At 57.6% G+C, this 22,775-nt stretch carries 15 protein-coding genes and 1 tRNA gene; 8 read left to right on the top strand and 8 right to left on the bottom strand.

Going from position 1 to position 22,775, the window contains the following annotated elements; all coding sequences use genetic code 11:
- Nucleotides 1–2: 2 nt before the first annotated feature.
- The 5 genes from SIAM614_RS28885 to SIAM614_RS28865 all read left to right on the top strand — a co-directional run bounded on the left by SIAM614_RS28885 (nt 3) and on the right by SIAM614_RS28865 (nt 2,407).
- Complete coding sequence (locus SIAM614_RS28885) at nt 3–260, top strand: hypothetical protein (protein ID WP_006940124.1); 258 nt, start codon at nt 3–5, stop codon at nt 258–260.
- 4 nt (nt 261–264) lie between these two features.
- Nucleotides 265–519: a hypothetical protein gene (locus SIAM614_RS28880; RefSeq protein WP_006940122.1), complete on the top strand. Its 255-nt coding sequence runs from the start codon at nt 265–267 to the stop codon at nt 517–519.
- A complete protein-coding gene (locus tag SIAM614_RS28875) occupies nt 516–1,136 on the top strand; it encodes a regulatory protein GemA (protein ID WP_006940120.1) in 621 nt (206 codons plus the stop codon). Before SIAM614_RS28880 ends, SIAM614_RS28875 begins: the two co-directional genes overlap by 4 nt.
- Nucleotides 1,133–1,576 carry a hypothetical protein gene (locus tag SIAM614_RS28870; protein WP_006940118.1) on the top strand — a complete coding sequence of 148 codons (444 nt, stop codon included), beginning with the start codon at nt 1,133–1,135 and terminating at the stop codon, nt 1,574–1,576. Before SIAM614_RS28875 ends, SIAM614_RS28870 begins: the two co-directional genes overlap by 4 nt.
- A gap of 432 nt (nt 1,577–2,008) precedes the next feature.
- Complete coding sequence (locus tag SIAM614_RS28865; protein WP_006940116.1) at nt 2,009–2,407, top strand: hypothetical protein; 399 nt, start codon at nt 2,009–2,011, stop codon at nt 2,405–2,407.
- Between the two features lie 129 nt (nt 2,408–2,536).
- Here the strand turns inward: SIAM614_RS28865 and SIAM614_RS28860 are convergent, their stop codons facing one another.
- On the bottom strand, nt 2,537–3,304 hold the full coding sequence (locus tag SIAM614_RS28860) for a DUF3800 domain-containing protein (RefSeq protein WP_006940114.1): 768 nt from the start codon (nt 3,302–3,304) through the stop codon (nt 2,537–2,539).
- A gap of 306 nt (nt 3,305–3,610) precedes the next feature.
- A complete protein-coding gene (locus SIAM614_RS28855) occupies nt 3,611–4,960 on the bottom strand; it encodes a phospholipase D family protein (RefSeq protein ID WP_157140156.1) in 1,350 nt (449 codons plus the stop codon).
- A gap of 465 nt (nt 4,961–5,425) precedes the next feature.
- Here SIAM614_RS28855 and SIAM614_RS28850 point away from each other — a divergent pair, with 465 nt between their 5' ends.
- On the top strand, nt 5,426–6,187 hold the full coding sequence (locus SIAM614_RS28850) for a DUF5131 family protein (RefSeq protein ID WP_006940107.1): 762 nt from the start codon (nt 5,426–5,428) through the stop codon (nt 6,185–6,187).
- Here the strand turns inward: SIAM614_RS28850 and SIAM614_RS28845 are convergent.
- The 5 genes from SIAM614_RS28845 to SIAM614_RS28820 form a co-directional block, all read right to left on the bottom strand.
- Nucleotides 6,148–7,053, bottom strand: coding sequence for a three-Cys-motif partner protein TcmP (locus tag SIAM614_RS28845; RefSeq protein WP_006940106.1), 906 nt, complete (start codon nt 7,051–7,053; stop codon nt 6,148–6,150). The two genes, SIAM614_RS28850 and SIAM614_RS28845, sit on opposite strands and share 40 nt — an antisense overlap.
- Nucleotides 7,054–7,615: 562 nt before the next feature.
- Complete coding sequence (locus tag SIAM614_RS28835) at nt 7,616–8,722, bottom strand: hypothetical protein (protein ID WP_006940104.1); 1,107 nt, start codon at nt 8,720–8,722, stop codon at nt 7,616–7,618.
- Entirely contained in the window at nt 8,722–9,978 is a 1,257-nt protein-coding gene (locus tag SIAM614_RS28830; protein ID WP_006940103.1) for a hypothetical protein, read from the bottom strand. Before SIAM614_RS28830 ends, SIAM614_RS28835 begins: the two co-directional genes overlap by 1 nt.
- Before the next feature lie 300 nt (nt 9,979–10,278).
- Nucleotides 10,279–13,716, bottom strand: coding sequence for a YhaN family protein (locus tag SIAM614_RS28825; RefSeq protein ID WP_006940102.1), 3,438 nt, complete (start codon nt 13,714–13,716; stop codon nt 10,279–10,281).
- Complete coding sequence (locus tag SIAM614_RS28820) at nt 13,713–14,951, bottom strand: metallophosphoesterase family protein (protein ID WP_006940101.1); 1,239 nt, start codon at nt 14,949–14,951, stop codon at nt 13,713–13,715. Before SIAM614_RS28820 ends, SIAM614_RS28825 begins: the two co-directional genes overlap by 4 nt.
- A gap of 166 nt (nt 14,952–15,117) precedes the next feature.
- On the opposite strand from SIAM614_RS28820, the gene SIAM614_RS28815 reads away from it, so the two are divergent.
- Both SIAM614_RS28815 and SIAM614_RS28810 read left to right on the top strand, forming a co-directional pair.
- Nucleotides 15,118–15,969 carry a ParB/RepB/Spo0J family partition protein gene (locus tag SIAM614_RS28815; RefSeq protein ID WP_006940100.1) on the top strand — a complete coding sequence of 284 codons (852 nt, stop codon included), beginning with the start codon at nt 15,118–15,120 and terminating at the stop codon, nt 15,967–15,969.
- A gap of 190 nt (nt 15,970–16,159) precedes the next feature.
- Complete coding sequence (locus tag SIAM614_RS28810) at nt 16,160–22,192, top strand: DUF3320 domain-containing protein (RefSeq protein WP_050789523.1); 6,033 nt, start codon at nt 16,160–16,162, stop codon at nt 22,190–22,192.
- A 460-nt stretch (nt 22,193–22,652) separates the two neighbouring features.
- Here SIAM614_RS28810 and SIAM614_RS28805 read toward each other — a convergent pair.
- A tRNA-Met gene (locus tag SIAM614_RS28805) sits at nt 22,653–22,729 on the bottom strand.
- Between the last annotated feature and the right edge of the window lie 46 nt (nt 22,730–22,775).

Below are 22,775 nucleotides of genomic sequence, written 5' to 3'. Positions count from 1 at the left end.
AAATGTCTCGCCTCGCCAATCCGGAAGCTTCTGAGTTGGGTGAGACCAAGGCTTTGCGCGAACGGCGTGATCATCTTTTGCGCAAAGCCAATCGGGCCCGCTACCGCCTGCACTGCCGGCCCGATCTGACCAAGGAATTGAAGCAGGCGACCACCAATCTTCTGAAACATGAACTTCAAGCCCGGCGCAGACCTGAGCCGCTCGGCGATGCCGGTGCCGCCGGTCAGCCCCACCGGGTTCCATTGCCCTACAAGGATTGAGCCCATGAGTTACCGCGAACGCATAGCCTTTGCGCTGTTCAAAACCTCCTATCCCGAGGACATCGCCACGACCATGACGCTGGAGCATATGCCGGTCACGCGAACGCCGATCGACGATCACCTGGTTCAGGAAGTCGACACACGGCTCGACTGGGAGAAGAAGCGCCATCGCTATCTCAAGCGTGCCGATGCTGCCCTGCTGGAACTCGACGCGATCGCCACTGAAGCCGATGCCAAACGCCAGGGAGAGAGCCGATGACCGCACTCGCCAAGATCCATGTCCTGAAATCCAAAGCCCGGCTCGACGATGACACCTATCGGGACATCCTGGAACGGGAGACCGGCAAGCGGTCATCGAAAGGCATGAGCGAGGTTGAACAGCTCAAGGTGATCTCCGCGCTTGAAGCGATTGCTCCCAGGCAAGTCAGTCAGACGGTCGCCGGGACCTTTGCCAAGAAGCTGCAGGCGCTCTGGATTGCCGGCTATAATCTCGGGGTCGTCAATGAGCGGTCCGACAAGGCGATGGTCGCGTTCCTGCGCCGGCAGACCGGACTGGACCATCACCGGTTCCTGCAGGACCCGGCGGACGCCAACAAGGCACTCGATGCCCTGAAACTCTGGATCCGCAGGGAAACCGGCAACCCTGATCTCTTCACCAGGGATCATAACCAGCCGGCTCTTCACAACGACCATCGTTTCCAGGTGTGCCGTCACATCTGGTCGGAACTGGTCAAACGGGATCGCACGCCAGTCAGCACTCTGACGGCCTATCTTCTTGAGCGCAGCGGGCACACAGACGTGTCTCAGCAGACATCTGCCGACTGGATATCTGCGATGAACGCCCTGGGCACTTTGCTCAGGACATGTAAGCGGTGAATGATGAGCTCCCGGGCCTGCTCGGCGATCTCGCCAGGATCGTCGGGCTGTCGGCTGCCCTGGCCATTGCCGAGCGGGTCGGCGGCACGCGGGTCTCTATCCCAGCACGGGCACATGATCAGCATTGGCTGGTGGAGACGGTTGGCCGGGACGCAGCTGACAGGATCTGCGACCACTTCCGTATTCTGAGGCCAGATGGCCAGGAGAGCGGCGCCAGTCATGTGATCATTCCCCGCGGCCCCACCGGCTGCCTGGCTAAGGCCCGTCAGCGCCTGGCCCGGGAACTGGAAGCTGGCACCAGTGCCAGAGAAGCTGCCCGGCGTGCCGGGGTCTCAGAGCGGGCGGCATTCCGTATGCGCGCGCGCCGACGCGCCGCCGATGATGGCCAGGGCGAGTTGTTCCTGCAGGTGAGGGGGAAGGTAAGTGACGGGAGGACGTGACCCCTCGCGGTCGCATTTGACCGGCACCATCGACTTTGCGCCGTCACTCAACAAAGATGCCTTGATTTTCTGGATCTGGCAAATGCCGGCTAAAAGGCAGCACTGTGCCTGCAGACAAACACCCCCGAAAAAATCGCCGAGGAGGCCGCTTGAGAGTGCAGACGTTCAACGCCCTATGAAATTTATTGAAGGCGCTCTGTGCTGTTTAATGCCCGTTTAATTTTGATCCTGCTCCCCAACCTCAACTGCAATTGTCATCTGGCGCCCTGAAATCCGGTCTGATACGGTCAAGTCACTCCCAAATTCGTGAATTCATCGGCTATGGCTGACGATCGTCAGCCCTGACACCTGTCATCCGTCCGCTAACGTTCTGGCATCGCAATCGGGACCGCCCCGTTTGCGGCTTTCCTCAGTCAGAACGGAGCCCGTCCGATGCACGATGACCTTCTTCCTGGTGTCCTTGGTGAAATCGCAGACGTTGCCGGTATCCCGGCAGCGCTCGCCATAGCCGATCAGGTGGGCGGGACCAGGATCAACATACCGGCACGCGCTGAGGATGATCACTGGTTGGTGCAAACGGTCGGCCGCGAGGCGGCGGATCTGATCTGCGAGTATTTCCGGACGCTCTCGGCAGAGCACCGCGAAGCCGGCGCGCGGCATATCGTGATCCCGCTGGGGGCGAGCGGGCCGATGGCGCAGGCGCGTCGGGTTCTGATCACCGAGCTGGAAAATGGGGTGAGTGCCAGGCAGGCGGCGCGGAAGGCCGGGGTGTCGGAGAGGACGGCGTTCCGGATGCGGGCGAAGTTGAGGGAGGGGAAGAGGGCGGCGTAAGACCATTGGTGCGAAGTTTCTCCGGACAAGGTCAGTGCGAGCCGCCTTATGGTGATAGCGCGCTGGCCGTGATCCGATTGGCGGATTTGCGTTACGCGTGATCACCCGACCGGGCGGCCGCTGCCAAACTCAGTGGATGCAGCCGAGATACATTTCGCCAAATCGCTTGCGCGCAGCTTCCGCAACCGGTTCACTAACGCTCTCGTGAATGAACAGGCCATGAGGCTCTACAGCGACAACTGACATATCAAACTCATCGTCAGGATTTGGCTTGGCTACGCTCAAAAATTCATAGCGTAAGTCGGCCCAAAGTTCGAAACCCAACTCGATATCCAGGTCTTGCGGATAGCCTGAATTCTTGATCTTCACCTTCTTATCGATATGCCCCAGCGCATCCAATAGCAGTGTCCCGCATAAGTGGGCTACCAGATCAGCAACTTGAATGCCCGCAACGGACCTTGAATCCTGCTCGAAATTAAAACTGCATTTTTCCAGGCCCACGCACTCGCTTGCAATTCTCTGCGCCGTTTGCCTTGAAGAAAACAGTCCTTGGTCAAAATAGACCTCGTGTCGCTGCCCTTTGAATCGTTTGTGCGCGATAGCTTTTTGAAGCAAACGTAGGGAAGCGGGACCAATGTTTCTGTCCCCTTCGACGACGCAGACAGCGATCTTGCAGTTTCTCCGAATAAACCATTTTAGGTGATTACGGAGTCTCTGTTGGCCGGGATTGTCTTTAATCGGCGCAGACGACTTGAACTCGTAAACAGATGGGTCAAACCCGTTTTCACGCAAAACAGAGGTTAGTTCGGCCTGTGGGTCGGTTTCGCAGATGGCGAAGGCCGCAAGGGAAAATCCTCGAGTGTGATGCTTGCTATCGTCCAAGAAAAAATATGCCATGAGCAACCTGTAGCCAGTCTGAACGTTGAGGAAAAGTAGGCGATGCAGTTGCAAAATGCTGCATCACACTCTGACGGCAGCCAAACGGCCTGCGCAGCATTGTATGTACGTGTCGGGTGGCGTACGGAGACTGGCAGCTTGCGGACGAGCAAGCTACTTAAGCGACATCACACTTACACAGCTTGAGGGTAACCCTCGACCATAAGCTAACCTTCAAATGCTCTCGTGTATCTGCACCGCAGCGTTCTCTCAGCTGTGGTCAAGCAATCTGGGTATCATCTGAAGCGGATTGAACGTTCGTTTTGGCTATCCGCCGACATGGACTGTGACGTCATATCCTAGCGATTTGAGCGACTTCGACGTCCGACCATTTCGAGGTGGGAAACGATCAGGCAGCGCCCAGCCGACGAGTTCGCCCAAGGCACTGACGCCTAATCCTTCGATCTTCCACTTTGGGTCATAAACAGAGGTCCAGAGTCGCTCCGGTAACTGCGCCTCCGGCCCGCCATAAAGAATGAACAAAAGCAGCTGCTGCACGCTTCGACCACCTGCGGACTTGTCGTTCCATATGCGCTTCGAAAGTGCATCTACCTTTTCGGGGATTTTATACTTCGTGCCGTCTTCCAGGAGGCCCACCGCTTTATTGGGCACGCGTCGCGCATAGTCCTTGATGGCATGTGTACCCATGCAAATCTCACGGAAGCCATCATAGCCCATCTCGTCGATTGCCTCTGAGGTGAGCGCGGCACGAAGCATAGGCGCCGTGGTGTTCAACATGATGTCTTCGTCTGAAGGAGCCGTAGCCAGGTCGCGCCACCAATTGATAGCTTCGCGAAGTGCGGCGTCGCGATCTTGCTTGTTTTGTTCGAAGAAGTCCGCGTAATTGGCTCTGCGTCCATCAAAGGTGCGCTGGTAATAATGAGCATGCAGGAACTGGTCACCCTGGGCGCCAGCGGGGGCGTCAGCGTTGATCCAGGACGGCTTATTCTCCGGCGCGCTGACTACATTTCCAATGTCCCGAAGCTGTTGCAGGGTTGAATGCCACTCCTTGAGGAACGATTCACGTCGGCGGTCACTTGCCTTTTTCTTTCCGGTCTGAACGAGGCCTGACCACGTATTGAAACTAGGGCTCTTCCAGAATTCGTCGGACACCGGTTTCGAGTTAGCTATCTGTTTTGCGCGTTTCAGCATCACCGCTAGCAGCTCGTCCGTCAGTGGGCTGGAATTGCGGTCGAGGACATCGAACAGGTCGAGGATATCTGCAGCCATATCCTCGTTGATCTCGGCTTCCGGAAAGAAACATCCGACCTCAACATTCTTATACCAAGCGCTCGCAGTCAGGTTCGCAGAACCGATGTAGAGGCCGTATTCTCTCCACCAGATGACCTTTGCATGGTGATGCTGAACAAGACGACACTGGAAACGTGCCGACTGTCGGGAGAGGAACGCCGAAAGAATAGATGGCCTGACGGCTACGCCTTCGTCGAGGCGACCGTAGTACTTGAGAGGAATGCCATTATCCCAACACCAGTCAAACAAGAGGTCCATTTCTGTTGAATAGGCGACCGCTGCCAATACTTCTTGCGTTTCAGCTGTCGCCTGCAGCGTGATGTTGGTGAGATAGTTGCCGTTTATGCCGCCCATCATTAGTTGCATCGTCACCTCATCGCATTAGGTTTTATTCTCGATGCCTTAAACGGATCAGGCATAATAATACCAACCCCGCGTAACGCTTCCTTCAGCGCTGCATTCAATCGGTGGTTTATCTCTATAGGACGGGTCATGCTCTTGGCGAAGGCGGTTCTGAGCGGTCGTTGGGTCGGATAAACTGCGGCATCACGATTTCCTAAAGGCTGACGCTCGCATATCCGCGATATTTCGAGGTAGCTTGCATAATGCGAACGACTGCTTTTGAGATCGGATCGCAAACGGCCGAAATGGGGGCGCACATGTTTACCGACCGCTCACGTTGGAGCCGGCTCATCGGCTAGGGGGCAGGAGGGGGCACACGATCTTTTTCAATTAAGCTAATTGCAAACGTTCAAACTGTCTCACCCCTTGGATCGTCCATCTAACGTTAAGCGCTTTTTATTACCATATTTCGCAGATAGGAGCGTGCGGATGGCAGACACTGCAATCGAATGGACGGACTCGACGTGGAACCCGGTGGCGGGCTGCACCATCCTCACCGCCGGCTGTACTAATTGCTACGCTATGCGCATGGCCGCCCGTCTTGAGGCCATGGGTGTCGAAAAATATGCCGGCACCACACAGAAGAGCGGTGGCCGCGCGAAATGGACCGGGAACATCGTGCTTGACCGCAAGGCTCTTTCGGTTCCGCACACTTGGACAAAGCCCCGCCGAGTTTTCGTGAATTCGATGTCGGACCTCTTCCATGTAGATGTGCCGACCGATTTCATCCGCGAGCTGTGGTCGACGATGCAACAGACGCCGCGGCACACCTATCAGATCCTGACGAAACGGCCGGAGCGCATGGCCGAAGTGCTTTGTGAAGGTGATTTCCCCGTTCTACCGAACGTTTGGCTGGGCACGAGTGTGGAAGATGGCCGAGCGCTTGGCCGGCTCGATGACCTACGCCGGGTGCCGGCGGTGTTACGCTTCGTATCATTTGAGCCGTTGATCGACTCCGTTGTCGGCGCTGACCTCCGGGACATCCACTGGGCAATCGTCGGCGGTGAGTCTGGCCCGGGCTCGCGTCCGATGAAACCGGCGTGGGTGGATGAGGTCGAAGCCGCTTGCCGCAAGACCGACACTGCGTTCTTCTTCAAGCAGTGGGGTGGCATCAATAAGAAGGCGACTGGACGCGAACTGCGCGGCAGAACTTATGACGAGATGCCGACTTTAGCTGAGTTGAGGATATGACCGGCGATCCTCGTCCCCAAGTCGACGGCGTTTTTGCTTTGATTTGACATAGCAAAAAACAGCGACGCCAATGGCGCCCCACTGTTGTGCCGAAGTCTCATAGGAGGCAACACGACACCCTTGAATATTGATCTGAGTCGCTCAGCGACATAGACCTCGATCGCGTCGACGTCGGCTCTGACAATCGCCTCATTTTCTGTTTCGAATAATGTCTCCGGTGCAATTGAGTGATCGTACCAGCACTGCCTCCAGTCGGTGGTTCCCAGCACTCTATCGAGGGATGCCTGCTTTGACGCATCTAGCTTGGTCGGGTTGTGAGGAGCATTCCTATATAGGCCAGACAGGGGGAAGAAATACCAGCAATCAAGGGCTTCGGTGGCGGCTATGGCTTCCGCAGTCTTCCACTCGACTTCCATTCCATAGGGGTCAAGGAAAACCACGCCACGCATGCCCTTTAGGCCGCTTTGCTTGGCGTGCCATGGTACGCCTTTGCAGAGCCTCCGAACGAAGTCATTTGCGTCGCCGTGCCGTAGAACAACTTTGCGGTCTGGATGTTCAGCGCGCAGCTGGCTCAACTGTTTGAATCGGTCAGGGTCGGCTTCAAAGAGAGCCAGTGTGTGGAAAGGCGGGTTGACCTCGAGCGCAATGCGTGCAGACCCAGGCGTTTTCAACTCCTCGGGGCTATCGCGCCCAAACAACGGTAGGGCAGGAACCGTTTCCGTACGCGTACCCGAGCCGGCAAACGCGTCGATGTAGATCGTGGCAAATCCCTGGTCCTGCAATGCGATCGAATAGGCCTGTAGATACTGGCGCAGCGCATTGAGCTTACGTCCAGTGTCTTTGCTGCCCTTGAAGTTTCGGCTCATCCTAGCGATCCACCTGAGGAGCGCCGCTGAGACTATAAAGGAAGCTGCTATAGGGTAGACGCAGAAGAACAGTGCCATTCTGAGCAACACGGCCGGCGATCATGCCGCGACACAGCAAGTTTATGTAGCCCTGCTCCCGCTGGCAGAAGGCATCAGGGCTATCGATGAAGCGTAAGCCTGGTGATCCGGTCACGACGACAGTAACGCCCTCAGGCACAGCGCCAATTGGCTGGACTACAAACACCCTGACGTCTGCAAGGTATGCCCCACCGACCACTGTCACCAATATCACCGCCAATACGACTAGCCATCGCCGCATGCCCATGCCCCCTCAGCATGTCATATGCTTTCATCTGGCATCAATTCGTCAAGCGAGTCTAGAATTTTCGACCCTTAGTTGTCCCATGGGCCGCAGCGCCAATCAGCAGTCCACCAATGTGGCGTCACGATTGGATCGCCTAAGCGAGCATTCCCTCGTGAGTGGGACAAAGCGGAAAAGAAACGTCAGAATAATATTAGAACGATTGCCGCGAAATCGCTGCCTTGGTCACAATCGAGGTTGTTAAATAGGTAACGATCCTTGGGGCGCGCTTTTGTTAGCCTTTGCTGTTTCTGGAACTTCGGAGCCGCCGAGGACCTCCGATCGACGAACCCCGCCATAGTCAGTTAGCAGTCCGATGACAACCTTGGCCTCGATGCTTTTCAGTTCGAACGGTCGCTCGCAGGTTCTTCCAAAAGCAGCTTCCTCGAAAGCCTTAGCGGCTTTGAAGAGCTCCTGACCGGAATTGGCTTTTGAGAAAAATTCCACCAAGCTTTCCACTGGCAATTCCGACGCCGCACGCTCGAAGCCACTCCGAATCTGGGCAGCAGCGGCACCGCTTTGATCCAGGAACTCAGTCGCGACGCTTTCGGCGAAGTCCAAGTATCTCTTTGCAGCTGCGTCGTCGTTCTGTCCGAAGATCATGCCCGAACGGAAATGTTCTTTTCGAGCATTGGGGTCGGAAAGAACATGCTCACGACCGAGGTAGTCTGCAGCAACCGCAACGAGGGCGCAGCAATAGTAAAAGGCACGCGTTATCGGACCTGTCATCGGACGTTCGCGATCCCGTGCTTCCTTTAGCAGATGCACAGCGTCGTCAACCCAGTGATTGAGAGCTGCAAAGTCGATTCCTCTCGAGACCTCGAGCCTAGCGACTTCCATTAGAGCCGCCACGTTGGATGCGCCGAGTGTGACTTTCTTCCACTGACCTTCGACGTCTTCCAGGGACAAGCGTTGGTCGTCATTCGAGTAGCGTTTGACGATCGCATCGAAGACACCGCTTGAGAGGACCTTGATTTGCAGCCGATTTGCAAATTTGAATGCACTGTCTCGAGCTCCCTGCGTGGCGATGACTGCATCGTCGGCACCCACTGCGGCTTGCAGCCCTTTTAGCCAAATCGCTCGCTCGAAAGCCTTCCCTCGCTTTTTGTTCTTGATGTCGACGATGGTGACGTGGCGAGAAAGTGGACTTGATCGCGTGTAGACCCATAGATCAATGTCCGTCACCGTCTCCGAACCTTCCTTGACCGGAACTCCGCGCAGGACAAACGAACCAAGGCCCTTGAAATACTCGCGGAGAGCTTCCTCGGCCACACCGCCTTTGTCGATGCCTTCGGTACTTTTCGCCATCAGCGCTTCCTCAATATGTTCAGTGAACGGGCAGCCGCAGCTTTTGCTTCGGGTACATCCTTGCGGCGTTCATCTCTACGCGCTGTTTCCGGGCCCGCAAAGTCGGTTCTTCGATCTCCAATTAAAAGCTCGGCCGCAATGCTGGAGGCGTTGCCCTTCAGAACAAGTTCCCGTGCCATCTTGCCTACCTCAGGTTTGAGCAGCGTCAGTTTATGCCCGCTCGAAGACGAACTCACTTGTACAACCCCCTTACGCTCCAGTGCGGTATAATCCCGCTTAATCGCACTTGCCCACCCTTCGACGTAGCCGCGACCGATGAATGCGTCCATTAACACTGCCGGCGATCTTATTCTGCCGCGCGCGGCCGGGCTCGCTAAGGTTCCGAAAGTTAGGCTGCTTGACAGGGCCTTTGCGTCGTCGAGCATGTCAGCAAGGCCCGAAGGCACGAATTTGGTAAGCGCTTCGGGCTTGGTTACGAACTCGGTGCTGCCGTATTCGTTGGAGACTATGCTAACTTCGAAATATCCGATCTGGTGAAGCTTGCTCCAGAGTACTTCGCCAACGACCTTCCGCACGCTTCCAGCAGGCAAACAACCGCTCGTGCGCAAGCGTTCATCGGCTTCCAGGAGGTTCACTCGCTCGGTATTAGTAAGTGAATCGAGTATTTTGCGAGCTTTGTCTGCGTGATCCCGTTTGAAGAGCGATCCGTTAAAATAAAGGCGGTCTTCTCCTTTTCCTTCGTAGTCCACGAAACCGATGTGTTCGGACTGGGTGAAGAGATCCTGTAGTTCCACCTGTGATAACTTGTACCTGTCCGACAGCTCTTCTGCACAATCAGCTTGTCTTACGGGGGTGGTGCTTCCGCGTTCAGCAAGCTCGATTGCCGCATATTCAATTCCTTCCGGCCTATGTGCGTCGAAGATGTTCGCAGCGTGGTCCAGCAGCCGGGCCTGTGTGACGCCTAGGACTGTGACCCCTTGGCCCCCAGATTGAACCAACCCCTCGGATACCAGAACCTCAAGAAGCCCGCGCAGTTCGTGCTTTCGAATGCCTAGCTGGCGGCCGAGCTCCACGACCCTATCGTTGTCTACGGTCCAAGTGTCTTCCTTTGATATGGCCGATAGCAGGCGAGCCGACCGCCCAGCGGTCGCGATGTTTTCAAACTCAACCGTCTTGCTGTTTAGTAATTTCTGGTCGTGGTGGAGAAGCCACCCGCCGACGACCCCTCTTGCAAGTTTACCTATTTCGCTTGCCATTTTCCCGCCCCGCAAAGATCCACTCGCGTCTTAGTCTTGCCTTCAACCTAGGCGAGTTTTGCGGGTTTGGCGACGTTGAAGTTGCTGTTACTCGATTGCCAATTACATCAGCTTTTGTCACGTTCCTGATACTCGTTGATGTCGCAAGGAAAGTCGGTTCTGGTCATTCGAGCGGAGCGCCACGAAAAGACCTCTGTGCGCCCCTTCGATTGGCAAACGAAAAGCTGCAAGTATCCGATAGGGAAGCATGTCCGAAGGCGTGAACAAACGGCTTTGCGGGTTTCGGGTGCAGACAGTGTTTCACAGCTCATGCACCGCCACACCATCCCCACAAACCTCTCTGGCAATATCCACGACATGCCGATGGTGGGTCAGATAGATCGCCTGTCCAGTTCGTCCGATTTGTTCCATGACCTTGCAGGCGGACCGGGTTCTGTCCTCATCAAAGGTCTCGAAAATATCATCGCAGAAAAACGGCAGGCACACGCCCTGGCTGGCGAGCTGCTCATAGGCTGCGGCCCGAAGAGCGAGGAACAGCTGGAAGCGTGTGCCCTTTGACAGGTCGCTTGCCTGTTTGGCCGTACCGGACGCATCGATTGCCTGCAGGATTTCCGAGGAGCCTTCCGGCCGCGTCTGCAATCGAGCGTAAGCTCCGTTGGTGAGATCCGCGAAGGCCTTTTCGGTGGCCTCCATCATGCCGCTGCGATGACTGTCCCGGTAGCGGCGAATGGCTTCTTCGGCCAGTCGCAGCCCGAATGCCGCTTCCAGATAGGACAACGCGGCCTCTTCCAGCTCGATTTCCAACGTGGCCTTTTGCTCGATCAATGCGGCGACGTCAGCTTCTCCCGTCACGGCGGCAAGGTCCTTTTGTGCGGCCGTGCGTTCTTCAATCGAGGTTTCAAGACGCGTTTCAATGGTGGTCAGATCTTCCTCGAGGCCCATCAACGAAGCTGCCAGGTTCGTCGCTGTTGTTCCTTCGAGCTTTGTCCTGGCGGCTTCCAGGTCTGTCACCGCCAGGTCCGTTCGGATCGAGCCGGAGAATTCCGTCAACCGCGCTCGCTTATCGATCACGGCCTGGGCCTTGCCAAGCGCTTTGCGCAAGTCTTGTAGTGAGCCTCTCGGAACGCGATCCGGGAACAGCGCAGCCAAATCGGCCGTTTTCCTCTCGATGTCTTCAAGGGCTGTCTGGGTCTCGCTCAATGCGTCTTCGGCCGCCTGGAGATCCTTGGACAGCGTCTCAAACTGTTGCTCTGCTTCGCCGGCGGCTTGGGCAATATCCAGAAGGGCTTTGTAGGCCTCCATCGGAGGCGTGGAGGCGTCGATGCCCACGGCCTTTGCCAGGCGCGCAACTTCCCGCGCAAAATCCTCCTGATCTTTTTCCATCGCCTCGACCTGGCGCTCCGCACCCGCGCGGCGACCATCCATTTCCCGGAGCTCACGCAGTGGCTCGAGAGATTGGATTACCCCTCCCGGGTCGAGGGCAGAGCCGAAGAATTCAGAGATCAGTGAGGTCCAGGTTTCCTGATGTGCTTTGTGGCTCTTTTGCAGGTTGCTGATGGCTTGCTGTTGGCGCACGAGCTCGGCTTTCAGGTTCTTGCATGTCTCGATCGCCGCCTTACGCTTGTCTTCCTGTGCCCGCTCTTCGTCCCGACGCCCACGCGCCTCGGTGATCAAGGTGTCGAAGTCTTCGGTCTCGAGGTGCAATGCCGCCCGCAACTCTACGATTGCGCGCTGGGCGTCCGAGAGCGTGGTCTCGTGTTCCGTCTCCAGGCGTTTGCAGTTCGTGTCAGCCTGTGTCGCTATCTCGAGCTTTCCAACCCACACCGAGAATGTCGTCGGGCTGATTGAGCTGTTTAAGCCACAGCGGCGGGCGTAGCCGTCAACGGTATCGCTGACGGCGGCCAGCTCTTCATCCAGCTTCGCAAGGCGTTCCTTTGCGGAAGACAGCTCAGTTTCGACTTCGCTTTGCCTATGCTCCTCGGCTCGCAGCCGGCCGAGCTCGGCCGCATGATCAAGCCGGGTCTCCGATACCTGGTCGACCTTCTGCATGGCGGTTTCGAAGGTGCCGGCAGAGGAGGGATCAAGGGCGGATTTATGGGCGGCCCACAGTTGATCGCGTTCCGTCTTTGCTGCCTCAGCTGCCGCGTCATCCACGACGCCTGTTCCCGCCTTAAGAGCGGTGATGCGGTGTGCCGCTGCGCTCAGGTCGGCATTCAGATCTTCGCACCGGTCGGAGAGTTTGGAGCGTTGATCCTGGAGGGTGCGATGTTTCTCCGCGAGCTCCTCGGCTTCAAAGGAAGAGATTGCCACTGGCGGAACCGCTTCAAAGACCTGGCCGGAGACCGTCAGCGCGGAGAGAGCATCTTCACGGGCAGTCGTGGCTATGCGAACTGCCTGGCAAGCCGTGGCGTAACGCGGGGCAAGGCTGTCGATAGAATAGCGGGACAAGATCGGGCCCACGAGGATGGTGGCCGGATCGTTGTTTTGGAACTTGGCCAGTTCCTGTTCAGCGATCTCAATACGTTCCAGCAGCGCTTCAATTTCCTTTTCCACATTGGCGAGGTCGCGGGTGTAGGTTCGCAGACTATCCCTGGCCGTTTCCAGCTGCCCCATCTGACCGGGCGAAAGCACCAAGGCTTTTGGGTCGATGTTTTCAGCGGCGTTCAGATCCTTCGCTGCCCGGAGCATGTCGTGATGAATGTCAGCGAGTGCTCTGCGCCGTTTGTCGAGATCCAGGTCTGCCGTCGTATAACGACTGCGCAAAACGTCGAGCCGCTCCAGATCGTCCGAGACCGATAAGTGTTCCGGGTGGCGCTGCAACTGAGCCAGCCGGTCACGCAAATTCGCTGTCTCCTGGTCAATCCGGTCTTTGTCGGCGAGATGTCTGTTCTGCTCTGTCAGGAGCGTCACCAACGCTTCCGGATTGACATCCAGGTACGTCGGATAGCCGGAGTACTCGGTCAGTTCGGCTTCCAGGGCGTCGATCTCGGCGAGCTTCGGTAAAGCCGCTTTAAAGGCCTCTAAATCCGCCTTTGAAGTCAGCAATGCGCTTCGTTCTTTTCGCGCGCTTGCCTCTTGGACCTGGGCGGCTTCCAGCGCCTGTTTCAGTTTCTTATAGGCGCTGACGGGAACGTCCGTTTCCCTGATCTGGCGCTCGACGTCTGCCAGGTCGCGCTTCAGCTGCGCGATCCGGGTGGAGGTGGCACGCTTGCGGTAGATGCCGTCGGCCTTGTCGCGGAACTGCTCGAGCACCCTGGTGAGGTCACTGACGCCCGCCGCTGCCGAGAACAGGAGCCGGCCGATATCGCCCTTGCTGCTGACAATTTCTTCGCCGCCCTTTTCGATGGTTCCATCATCAAGGCAAAGCAGCTGCCTATAGTCTGTTTCTGACAGGCCGCCCAGGTGTGCGGCCAGAGCCGTTTCCGGCAAGGGCGTGTCGTTGAGATCTCGCAGTGACGGATCGCGGGTGGACAGCCGGGAGAGATGGAGCCGCGAGCCGTCGACATCCAGGACACCTGACACGCGTAGATTTTTGCGTTGGTGCAGAAAGTCGTATTGGTCCTGGTGAGGAAACCCGTAGAGCAGGCGCAGGAAGGCTTCCATTGTCGTGGTCTTGCCGGCTTCGTTCGGCCCGTAGATCACATGGAAATCGGAGGCTCCCGCTTTGGCCCCGAAGTCATAGGACTTGCCGGTGAAGTGGCCGAAGAGATCGAGGTTGAGTTTCTGCAGGCGCATCATTCACTTGCGCCCTTCATGGCGGCAAGGATGCCTTCCGCGCCGGCGTCAGACAGAGAACGCATGAGCTGTTCGGCAGCCTCTTCACTTGGCAACAGCCGAGCTCTCCGAGTGGTTGGGATTTCGCTGGCCACGGTTTCTAGCAATTCACGCATCTCCGCGACAATGGCCGGCTCATCGCGGATTTCAGCCATCAACTGTTCAAGCTCGCCAACAGCTGACTTGCTGTCAGCTCCCTCCGCTTTCCCGGTCAGATAGAATTTGACCTTCTCGATCCAGAGTCGCTCGGTGCCCCGGGCGAGTTCCGCGATGATTTCCGCCCAGCTGTCCTGATCCCGCAACACCTGCCATTTGCGGCCTGTCTGACCTGCGACTGTGAGCCGGACAAGTCCAGCGCCGGCAGACAGGCCTTCCGCCATCTCCTGCAAGTGCCGGCGGATGTGGCCTCGGATTTCGTCATCTGTCTCAAGGCTGCCGATATCGACCGTGAGCTCCAGGAATTCCGCCGCAGATGTCGGGACCTCGGAGATCGAGATTGTCTTGTCTTCGATCGTAAGCAGAGTGGCGGACTTCGGTCCGGCCTCGCCAATGTCACGGCCTTGCGGAATGCCCGGCATGACAATCCAGGGGGCGGTGGCATGGACTTGTCGTTTGTGCACATGGCCGAGTGCCCAGTAGTCAAACCCCATCGCCGAGAGTTCCGCGACAGAGCAGGGGGCATAGGTATCGTGTCCCTGGCTTCCGGCCAGGGAAGTGTGCAACATGGCGATGTTGACCGCATCGGGTTCCGGAGAGCCGAATTTCGGCAACAGACTGTCGGGTGCCTGCCTTCCGCTGAAGCTCACCCCGTGGATCCAGACGTCCGTCTCACCGAGTTGCTGCCGGCCGCCACGGCCGTCGAAGACATGGACATTCTCCGGCAGGCTGACTTCGCCGGTCAGCGGGTTTTCCGCGTCGTGGTTCCCCTTGATGTAAAAAACAGGAATACCGGCTTGTTTCAGCCGATCCAGCTGGCCGGTCAAGAATGCGGCCGTCTTGGCGCTTCGCTCAGCGCCGTCGAAGAGATCGCCTGCGATCAGCAGCGCCGAGACATCCTCGGCCAATGCAAAGTCGACCAGCCGCGTGAATGCCGTCCTGGTCGCCGTGTGAACGGTGCTTTGCAGACCTTCATCGCGAAGCGCGAGTGACTTGAGTGGCGAATCGAGATGGACGTCGGCAGTATGCAAAATCCTGATCAATTGCTGTTTCCCAAAACGAAGACCTGAAATCTCAATCCCTGATAGCTGTTTCCTTAAACCACTCCGGACAGGAAGAGCACAAACCCTTTCCCCGGTCCACGACCAGAAAACCAGCGGCACTCGCTTGGCCGATACGAGCTGCCGTTCTCAACAAACGAGGCACGATTTGAGCGTTTATCAGTCCATTAAACTATCCATTATCGAAACCCCCGAGGACCGAATTCGGGACGTGGATCAGGAGTGGGCCGAGTGCCTTCGAGACATGTTCAAGGAGATGGGCCAGAAGACGCCGATCGACGTGGTTCAGAATGGGAAGCGCTATACCCTGGTCGCGGGAGCCCATCGCCTGACAGCGGCAAAGCTTGCCAGGTGGCGAGAGATCAACGCCAGGGTGCTGGAACCATCATCCGAGCACTCCGCCGACGAAATGCGGCTTCACGAGATCTTGGAAAACCTCGGCCGCAAGAACTTCAACGCGTTGGAGAGGTGCGAGGCGCTGAGTGAACTGAAGCGGGTGTATGAGGCTCTGCATCCGGAAACGAAACATGGCGGAGATCGCAAGAGCCAAGCCACTAAAAACAAACGTGAAAATCAAATCGCAATTTTTGCGTTTTGCCAAAACGCAGCTGAAACCACTGGTCTTTCCCGCCGCACGGTTGAACTGGCAATTCAGATTTTTCGCGGTCTGAGCCCGCAATCACGCGAGCGTTTGAAGGGGACACTGTTCGCAGAAAAGCAATCCGATCTCAAGGCCCTTGCCGACCTCGACGCTGATGTTCAGTCAAGAGTTCTTGATCTCATTCTGGGAGAAATGCCGAAGGCTAAATCGGTCGCGGATGCATTGATTATCACCGAAGGTCGAAGACCGTTAACAGCTTCCGAGCGCCTTTTAATAACAGTCAGCGACAGCATGGTGAAACTGTCAAAGGTCAGCCGGGCGGCCGTGTTCCGTCAGCACAGATGGGAAATCGTTGAGCAGGCGAAAAAGGAGGGGTGGCTCGACGAGGAGAACGATTGAGCGAGGTGGTGGGAGATTGGTTGCAGCCTGTTGGCTTGGTAGCCCTGATTCGCCATTTGGCCGTTATTTTGGTTGGAGTATTCGGTCCAGTTCGCGCCCTCTAACAACGCTTGGGTGTAGCCTGCTTGCATGCATCATATGCCGCGATAAACTACACTTAAAAGCTGTTTTAGTCGTGAGGTTATTTATTGTGTCGGATTCAATTGCCGCCGAGGGTTTGCTTAACGACACGCCCACAACTCCGGAGTTGATCCTGCATGCGGAGTTCGCGCGCAAGGTGACCTTTGCGTCGCATCAGAACGATGTACCCGTGCTTCTGGAGCTGACAGTGGAGAATGCTTCGGAAATACCACTCGAAGACCTTCGGCTGTCGATATCGGCCGATCCGGTTGTCTTCGGTGCACGGGAGTGGCCCATCGACCGGCTCGATGCCGGGGCAAAACTGCGCATCGAGGATCGGCGTTTGCCGCTTGCCGGGGGAATGCTTGATAAACTCACCGATCGACTGCGAGTGGATATCCATTTGACCTTGCACAAGGGCGATGATGTCCTTGTGGAGGCGACTGACAATGTCGAAGCCCTGGCTCGCAACGAGTGGGGCGGCTCGCGCTATATGCCTGAGCTACTGGCAGCTTTTGTGACACCGAACGACGGCTTCGTTCAGAAGGTCTTGAAAGATGCATCGCGGATTCTAGTCGAAGGTGGTCGAGACGGATCGATCAACGGCTATCAGACGAAGTCGACTCAAAGGTCTTGGGAGTTGATGTCCTCAATCTGGGCTGCCGTCAGCGCGCAGGGGCTGACCTATGCGGTGCCACCTGCCAGTTTCGAAACTACGGGGCAGAAGATCCGCTTACCATCGGATATCAGACATACAGGGCTGTCGACCTGCCTTGACACGGCGCTTCTGTTTGCCGCGGCATTCGAGCAGGCCGGGCTGCACCCTGTCTTGGTATTCACAAAGGAACACGCTTTCGCGGGCGCATGGTTGCAGCCCGCATGGTTCCCGACATTGACGGTCGATGACCCGTTGGTTGTCCGCAAAGCCAAAGACCTGCGCGAACTCGTACTGTTCGAGACAACGATGGCGACCGCCGGACACCCGCTGCCCTTCACCAAGGCGATCAACGAGGCCAACCGGCAAATTGCCGAGGAGCATGATCCAAACTTCATCTACGCGCTGGACGTCTATCAAGCGCGCAAACGTGGCATCCAACCTTTGTCCTCAGTGACAGAGGCATCCGTAGGCGGAGATGCTACTGAGCCAACCAGCGCCCCGCCGCTGGACATCCCACCGGATGATTTACCGCCTTTCGAGCAGCAAGATGATGTCGACCTCTCCGAGAAAACCCCTGAGGAAAGGCTGGCTACCTGGAAGCGTAGCCTGCTGGATCTGTCCCGCCGCAACCGTCTGCTGAACATAAAACCCTCTTCGACGGCGCTACCGATTTTCTGCCCCGATCCCGGCAGGCTTGAGGACTTATTGGCGGGAGGGGCAAAGCTGCGTCTGACGTCGCCGCCGGAAAAAGGTGCCAAAGGAAGCGATAGCGACCGCGCGCAGTTCACCTTGCGCACAGGGGATGATTGGGCGCACAACCACGCGCTCGACGCGCTGGAGCGCAAGGAAGTCATCGCGAACACCGATCCAAAGACGCTCGAAAAAGCCGGGATAAACCTGTACCGCAAGGCGCGCGCGGATATCGAGGAGGGGGGGAGCAACACGCTTTTCCTCGCGCTTGGTATGCTTCGCTGGACGCCGTCAGGGACTAGTAGCGACAGCCGGGCGCCCATGATCCTTGTTCCAGTACGGTTGGAGCGTGCAAGCGCGCGGTCGAAGCCAGTTCTGGTGCGGCACGATGATGACACGGTTTTTAACCTAACCCTACTGCAGATGTTGAAACAGGATTTCGGGATCGAGATGCCCGAACTTGTTGGAGAGTTGCCGCGTGATGAGAGCGGCGTTGACGTGGCCAGGATTTGGGACATCGTACGACACCGCGTACGCGACGTACCCGGTTTCGAAGTGACCGAGGACGTGATCCTCGGGACGTTCTCGTTCGCCAAGTACCTGATGTGGAAGGACCTTGCGGATCGTACGGAGCGGTTGAAAGAAGCGCCGCTCGTGCGTCACCTGATCGACACGCCGCGTGAACCTTTCGCCACACCTTCATTGTTCGTCGAGCCGCGTGAGATTGATCGTCGCATCGCGCCTTCGGATGTGTTTGCTCCACTCAACGCCGACAGCAGCCAACTGGTCGCCGTGCACGCGTCCGGTCAAGAAGGGGACTTTGTTCTGGAAGGACCGCCCGGCACTGGTAAGTCCGAGACCATCGGTAACATCATCGCCCACAACCTTGCGCTTGGGAACAGGGTCTTGTTCGTGTCAGAGAAGATGGCTGCGCTGGATGTTGTCTATCGGCGGCTGAAACAGGTTGGCCTTGGCGACTTTTGCCTCGAATTGCATTCAAACAAGGCAAGCAAGAAAGCTGTATTGGATCAGCTCGATACGGCGTGGTCCAGCCATGAAACGCTCGACCAGGAGGAGTGGACCCGCGAGGCTAATCGACTGGCAGAGCTACGCGACCGTCTTAACGGGTTAGTGGATGCTCTGCATGCGCCTGGACCGGCAGGTATTAGTGCGCGTGACGCCATGGGACGGACCCTGCGCCATGGCGATCTGCATCGCGTGGACCTCGACTGGCCAAAGCGGCAGGGACCGCTCGGTTTTGCACCGACTCCGGAAGCCTTCGAGGATCTTTGCACCGCGGCACGCAGGCTGGGTCAGCGGTTCAGTGAAACGGAAGCCGAAGATTTCGAAACCTTTGTTGGGATCGATACCGAGGAATGGAACTTTGCCTGGCAAGGCCAAATTGTCGATGTCGCTCGGCGGCTCGGGCAAGCTGCGAAGGGATTGCTGACGGCGCGGGCAGCGCTTGTGCAGCGTCTCGATTTGTCCGATGTGAACACCACGCGAGAGGAAGTTGATGCTCTCGCCGAGGTTACCCGGTGTTTTTCCCATTGCTTCGCGACGGACCTAGGCTTCGCCATGACATCCGAAGGGCGAAACGCATTGGAAAGTCTTTCCGCGCTTTTGCTCCTGTTTGAACGCTGGCAGGAAACGCGCAAGCAGCTGCCGCGGGGATACCGTGACGAAGCCATTGCCTCTGCACCTGTTACGGCTTGGATCGCGGAGCGCACTGAGGCGCTAGGGCGCAGTTTTTTGACCCGAGGCGGCGCTTTGAAGAAGCTGCGCACAGCCATCACTGACCAGATCGGCCCTGGTGGCGAGAGGCCCGAAAATGACCTCGAAAAACTGGCGGACCTGGCGGAACTCAAGCAGAAGATGACCCAGATCGCCGGAACCTTGCCCAACGGCACACCGTGGAAGGGACTGGCCACCTCGGCGCAATCACTGCGAGCCGCGATAACCGGTGGAGAGGCCCTGAGAGCGGCTACGTTGCGGCTCGGCGATGCCGGACACGATATCGTCGCCCTGCGTGCGGCCTTACGCTTGCGTCTTTGCGAAGGCCGGGATCTGCTGGAGCAGGGTGGGGCGACCGACAAGGCGGGGGCCGACCTGCGTGCTGCGCTGGACGCCTTTACGGCCGTCGAAGCCGAGTGGCATGGGCTGACAGTCCCGGCAGGTCAATCGCCGGAGCCGCAATCACTACACCGGTTGATAGAGACAACTGGAGCGATTGCTGACCGAGAGCGCAGATTGAATGCTTGGTGTGGCTGGGTCTCTGTTCGCCGAGAGGCCGAAGAAAAGGGTTTAGGTGCCTTCGCTACGGCCCTCGAACGAGGCACGCTAGACCATGAGCAAACCGTTGAAGCCTTCCGGACAGCTTATTGCCGCTGGGCCGCGCCTGAACTGATCGACGCAAACCCGCTGCTGCGCCGCTTCTCAGCGACGACACATACTGCAGACATCGCTGATTTCCGCATAATGGACGCCGCCTTTTCTGGGTTGACAGCATCTTACGTCCGCGCTCGGCTTTCCGGAGAGATCCCGGACCGGCAGACTACCGCCGACCCCGGGCTGGGCGTGCTGGCGCGTCAGTTACAACGCGGCACCCGCTCGGCTCCAGTGCGGCAGTTGGTCAAGGACATGGGGGCATCGCTGACGCGCCTGACGCCTTGCTTGATGATGAGCCCACTTTCCGTAGCGCAGTTTCTGCCTGCGGAATCTGAACTGTTCGACCTGGTGGTCTTCGACGAAGCAAGCCAAATCACCGTTCCCGATGCCATTGGCGCGATCGCCCGCGGGCGGCGAAGCATCATCGTTGGCGACCCTAAGCAGATGCCGCCAACAAATTTCTTCTCCCGCGATGCGGGCGACGATGATGGCGATGGCATGATCATGGCCGATCTCGAGAGTATTCTCGATGAAGCCCTGGCCGCACGCGTGCCTCTGCACCGATTGACCGGCCACTATCGCAGTCGGCACGAAAGCCTGATCGCCTTTTCGAATCATGCCTATTACGAGGGGCAACTGGTTACCTATCCTTCGGCAGACACGCGCGAAACCGCGGTGCGGCTGGAACGGGTCGACGGCGTCTATGCGCGCGGCAAAGGGCGCAACAATCCGCAAGAGGCGCGAGCTGTCGTTGCAGAAGTTGTCGCTCATCTGAAAGATCCTGCACGCAGGCATCTCTCCATCGGTGTCGTAACGCTAAACACGGAACAGCAACGCCTGGTCGAAAACTTGCTGGATGAAGCCCGCCGTGCTGATCCGTCGCTTGAAAGGTTCTTTGGTCCGAATGTGCAGGAGCCGGTATTCGTGAAGAACCTCGAGACAGTGCAGGGCGACCAGCGCGACGTCATACTGATATCCATCTGCTATGGACCAACGGAGCCCGGGGCGCAGACCATCTCAATGAATTTCGGCCCGCTGAACCAGAAGGGAGGTGAGCGGCGTCTGAACGTGGCAATCACCCGCGCGACCAGCGAGGTTGTGATCTTCTGTAGCTTCGATCCGACGATGATCGACCTAACGCGCACAAACTCTGATGCTGTACGAGACCTGAAAAACTACCTGGAGTTCGCAGCGCAGGGGCCGGCCGCACTCGGGCGTGCCGTACGGTCCTATGGCAACAGCGATTACGACTCCGATTTCGAGATGGCCGTCGCCGAACGCCTTCGCGCAAAGGGCTGGACGATACGCACACAGATTGGCGTCTCCAAGTTTCGCATCGACCTCGGTGTCGTGCATCCCGACAAGCCCGGTGAATTCCTGGCTGGGATCGAATGCGACGGCGCTGCTTACCACAGTTCGGCCTCTGCTCGGGACCGAGACCGCGTGCGCCACATTATCCTTGAGCGACTCGGTTGGCGACTACTCCGAGTTTGGTCGACTGACTGGTTTATCGATCCGCGTTCACGGCTGGAGCAGCTGCATCACGATTTGGAAGTGTTGCTCGAAACGGTCCGCGAGGAAGATCGGCTTGCCGTTGAGGCCGCAGCCCTATCCAATGAAGGATCCATCGAGGACGCGGAGCCCGAATCACAACAGGACGCGACACGCGATCAAGAGTTTAAAGATGAGGAGGCCGTTGAAACCGAAACGACGTTAGAGCTGTTACCCGAGACTGATCCATTACCTTCCGAACCGACACAGCCTCTCGCGGAGCGGGACCGACCGCTCGCTGCACGAATGGCAAAGACGGACGTGCCAGATGCCCTTGAACTCGACCTCGGGATCGTTGCGCAGCCTCAAATCACCCTCGATCCGGATTCTTTCCACGCACCGGGTTACAAGCCAACTTTGCAACGACTGGCGCGGTTTCACATTCAGGAAGAAGCACCGATCACTTTCAAACGCCTGAGCGACCTGATCGCGCGAGATCATGGGTTCCAGCGCACTGGCGGCAAGATATCGTCGACGATCTGGCACGCGGTTGAACGCGTTGCACCTCGGACGCGGTCGGCGGACGAGCATTGGATTTTCTGGTCTGACGCTACGGAGCCGGTCGATGCTCTGTCGTTTCGCGGGCTTGAGATCAACGGTCGCTTGCGTCAGTGGAAAGAGGTGCCTCTCCCAGAGAAACTTGGGCTAATCCGGAAAATACTTGATCAGGCCCCCGAGGATCTCGCTGAGACAGTTGCCGGCGTCCTCGGCTATGGCCGTGTCACGCAGTCGTTCCGAGCGGACATTTCAAAGCTTGCCGCTATGTTCGGGCAGGGGCAAGCTGATCGTGAGGACGAAAGTAATGGGCCGGATTGACTACCGGTGCGGGCTTTCGTTCCGGCAATGCAAGCTCGGTGGAGAAACGGACTATTTGTGCGTGAGTGGTTGAAGAAAAGCATGTAGCCATGATGAACAGGCGCGCCAATGCGGTCGACTGTTCCAGGCATCTGCTGCGAGTGCAAAGCCCGGTCTCGGTGCGACGTCGGGATGAGACCTAAACGAGAATGCGGCGCAATGGGTATTAGTTTGACAGAGGCGCTGAGTCTGCGGTCGAACTATCAGGGTAGGTGCCCAATCACAGCGAATGCAAACGTCGAAAAAGCTTCAATTCACGAAAAAATGGGTGCCAAACGAAGTTGCGCGATTTGCCAAACGAACTTGCGCGCTACAACAGCTGCGTGCCTGGCTACAAGTAGCTAAGAAATTGCTTTCGCGCTCTTGCTGGCCGCAAGCAGAGTTAGCCTGCGATTGCGATACGGGGATTTCGTTGAAAATTTGGTAGCGGAGGAGGGACTCGAACCCCCGACACGCGGATTATGATTCCGCTGCTCTAACCGGCTGAGCTACTCCGCCATCCCGTGCGATCCGGGCCTGGGTGGCCCGCGCGACGTGGGGTGCT

Source organism: Roseibium aggregatum IAM 12614, assembly GCF_000168975.1.
Taxonomy (GTDB): domain Bacteria; phylum Pseudomonadota; class Alphaproteobacteria; order Rhizobiales; family Stappiaceae; genus Roseibium; species Roseibium aggregatum.
This window is presented reverse-complemented; position numbering and strand designations above follow the sequence as displayed.

What these genes read in the sequence shown, in the direction of transcription:
- SIAM614_RS28885 (WP_006940124.1), top strand. Translation starts at nt 3, where the DNA reads ATGTCTCGCCTCGCCAATCCGGAAGCTTCTGAGTTGGGTGAGACCAAG.
- SIAM614_RS28880 (WP_006940122.1), top strand. Translation starts at nt 265, where the DNA reads ATGAGTTACCGCGAACGCATAGCCTTTGCGCTGTTCAAAACCTCCTAT.
- SIAM614_RS28875 (WP_006940120.1), top strand. Translation starts at nt 516, where the DNA reads ATGACCGCACTCGCCAAGATCCATGTCCTGAAATCCAAAGCCCGGCTC.
- SIAM614_RS28865 (WP_006940116.1), top strand. Translation starts at nt 2,009, where the DNA reads ATGCACGATGACCTTCTTCCTGGTGTCCTTGGTGAAATCGCAGACGTT.
- SIAM614_RS28860 (WP_006940114.1), bottom strand. Translation starts at nt 3,304, where the DNA reads ATGGCATATTTTTTCTTGGACGATAGCAAGCATCACACTCGAGGATTT.
- SIAM614_RS28855 (WP_157140156.1), bottom strand. Translation starts at nt 4,960, where the DNA reads ATGCAACTAATGATGGGCGGCATAAACGGCAACTATCTCACCAACATC.
- SIAM614_RS28850 (WP_006940107.1), top strand. Translation starts at nt 5,426, where the DNA reads ATGGCAGACACTGCAATCGAATGGACGGACTCGACGTGGAACCCGGTG.
- SIAM614_RS28845 (WP_006940106.1), bottom strand. Translation starts at nt 7,053, where the DNA reads ATGAGCCGAAACTTCAAGGGCAGCAAAGACACTGGACGTAAGCTCAAT.
- SIAM614_RS28835 (WP_006940104.1), bottom strand. Translation starts at nt 8,722, where the DNA reads ATGGCGAAAAGTACCGAAGGCATCGACAAAGGCGGTGTGGCCGAGGAA.
- SIAM614_RS28830 (WP_006940103.1), bottom strand. Translation starts at nt 9,978, where the DNA reads ATGGCAAGCGAAATAGGTAAACTTGCAAGAGGGGTCGTCGGCGGGTGG.
- SIAM614_RS28825 (WP_006940102.1), bottom strand. Translation starts at nt 13,716, where the DNA reads ATGATGCGCCTGCAGAAACTCAACCTCGATCTCTTCGGCCACTTCACC.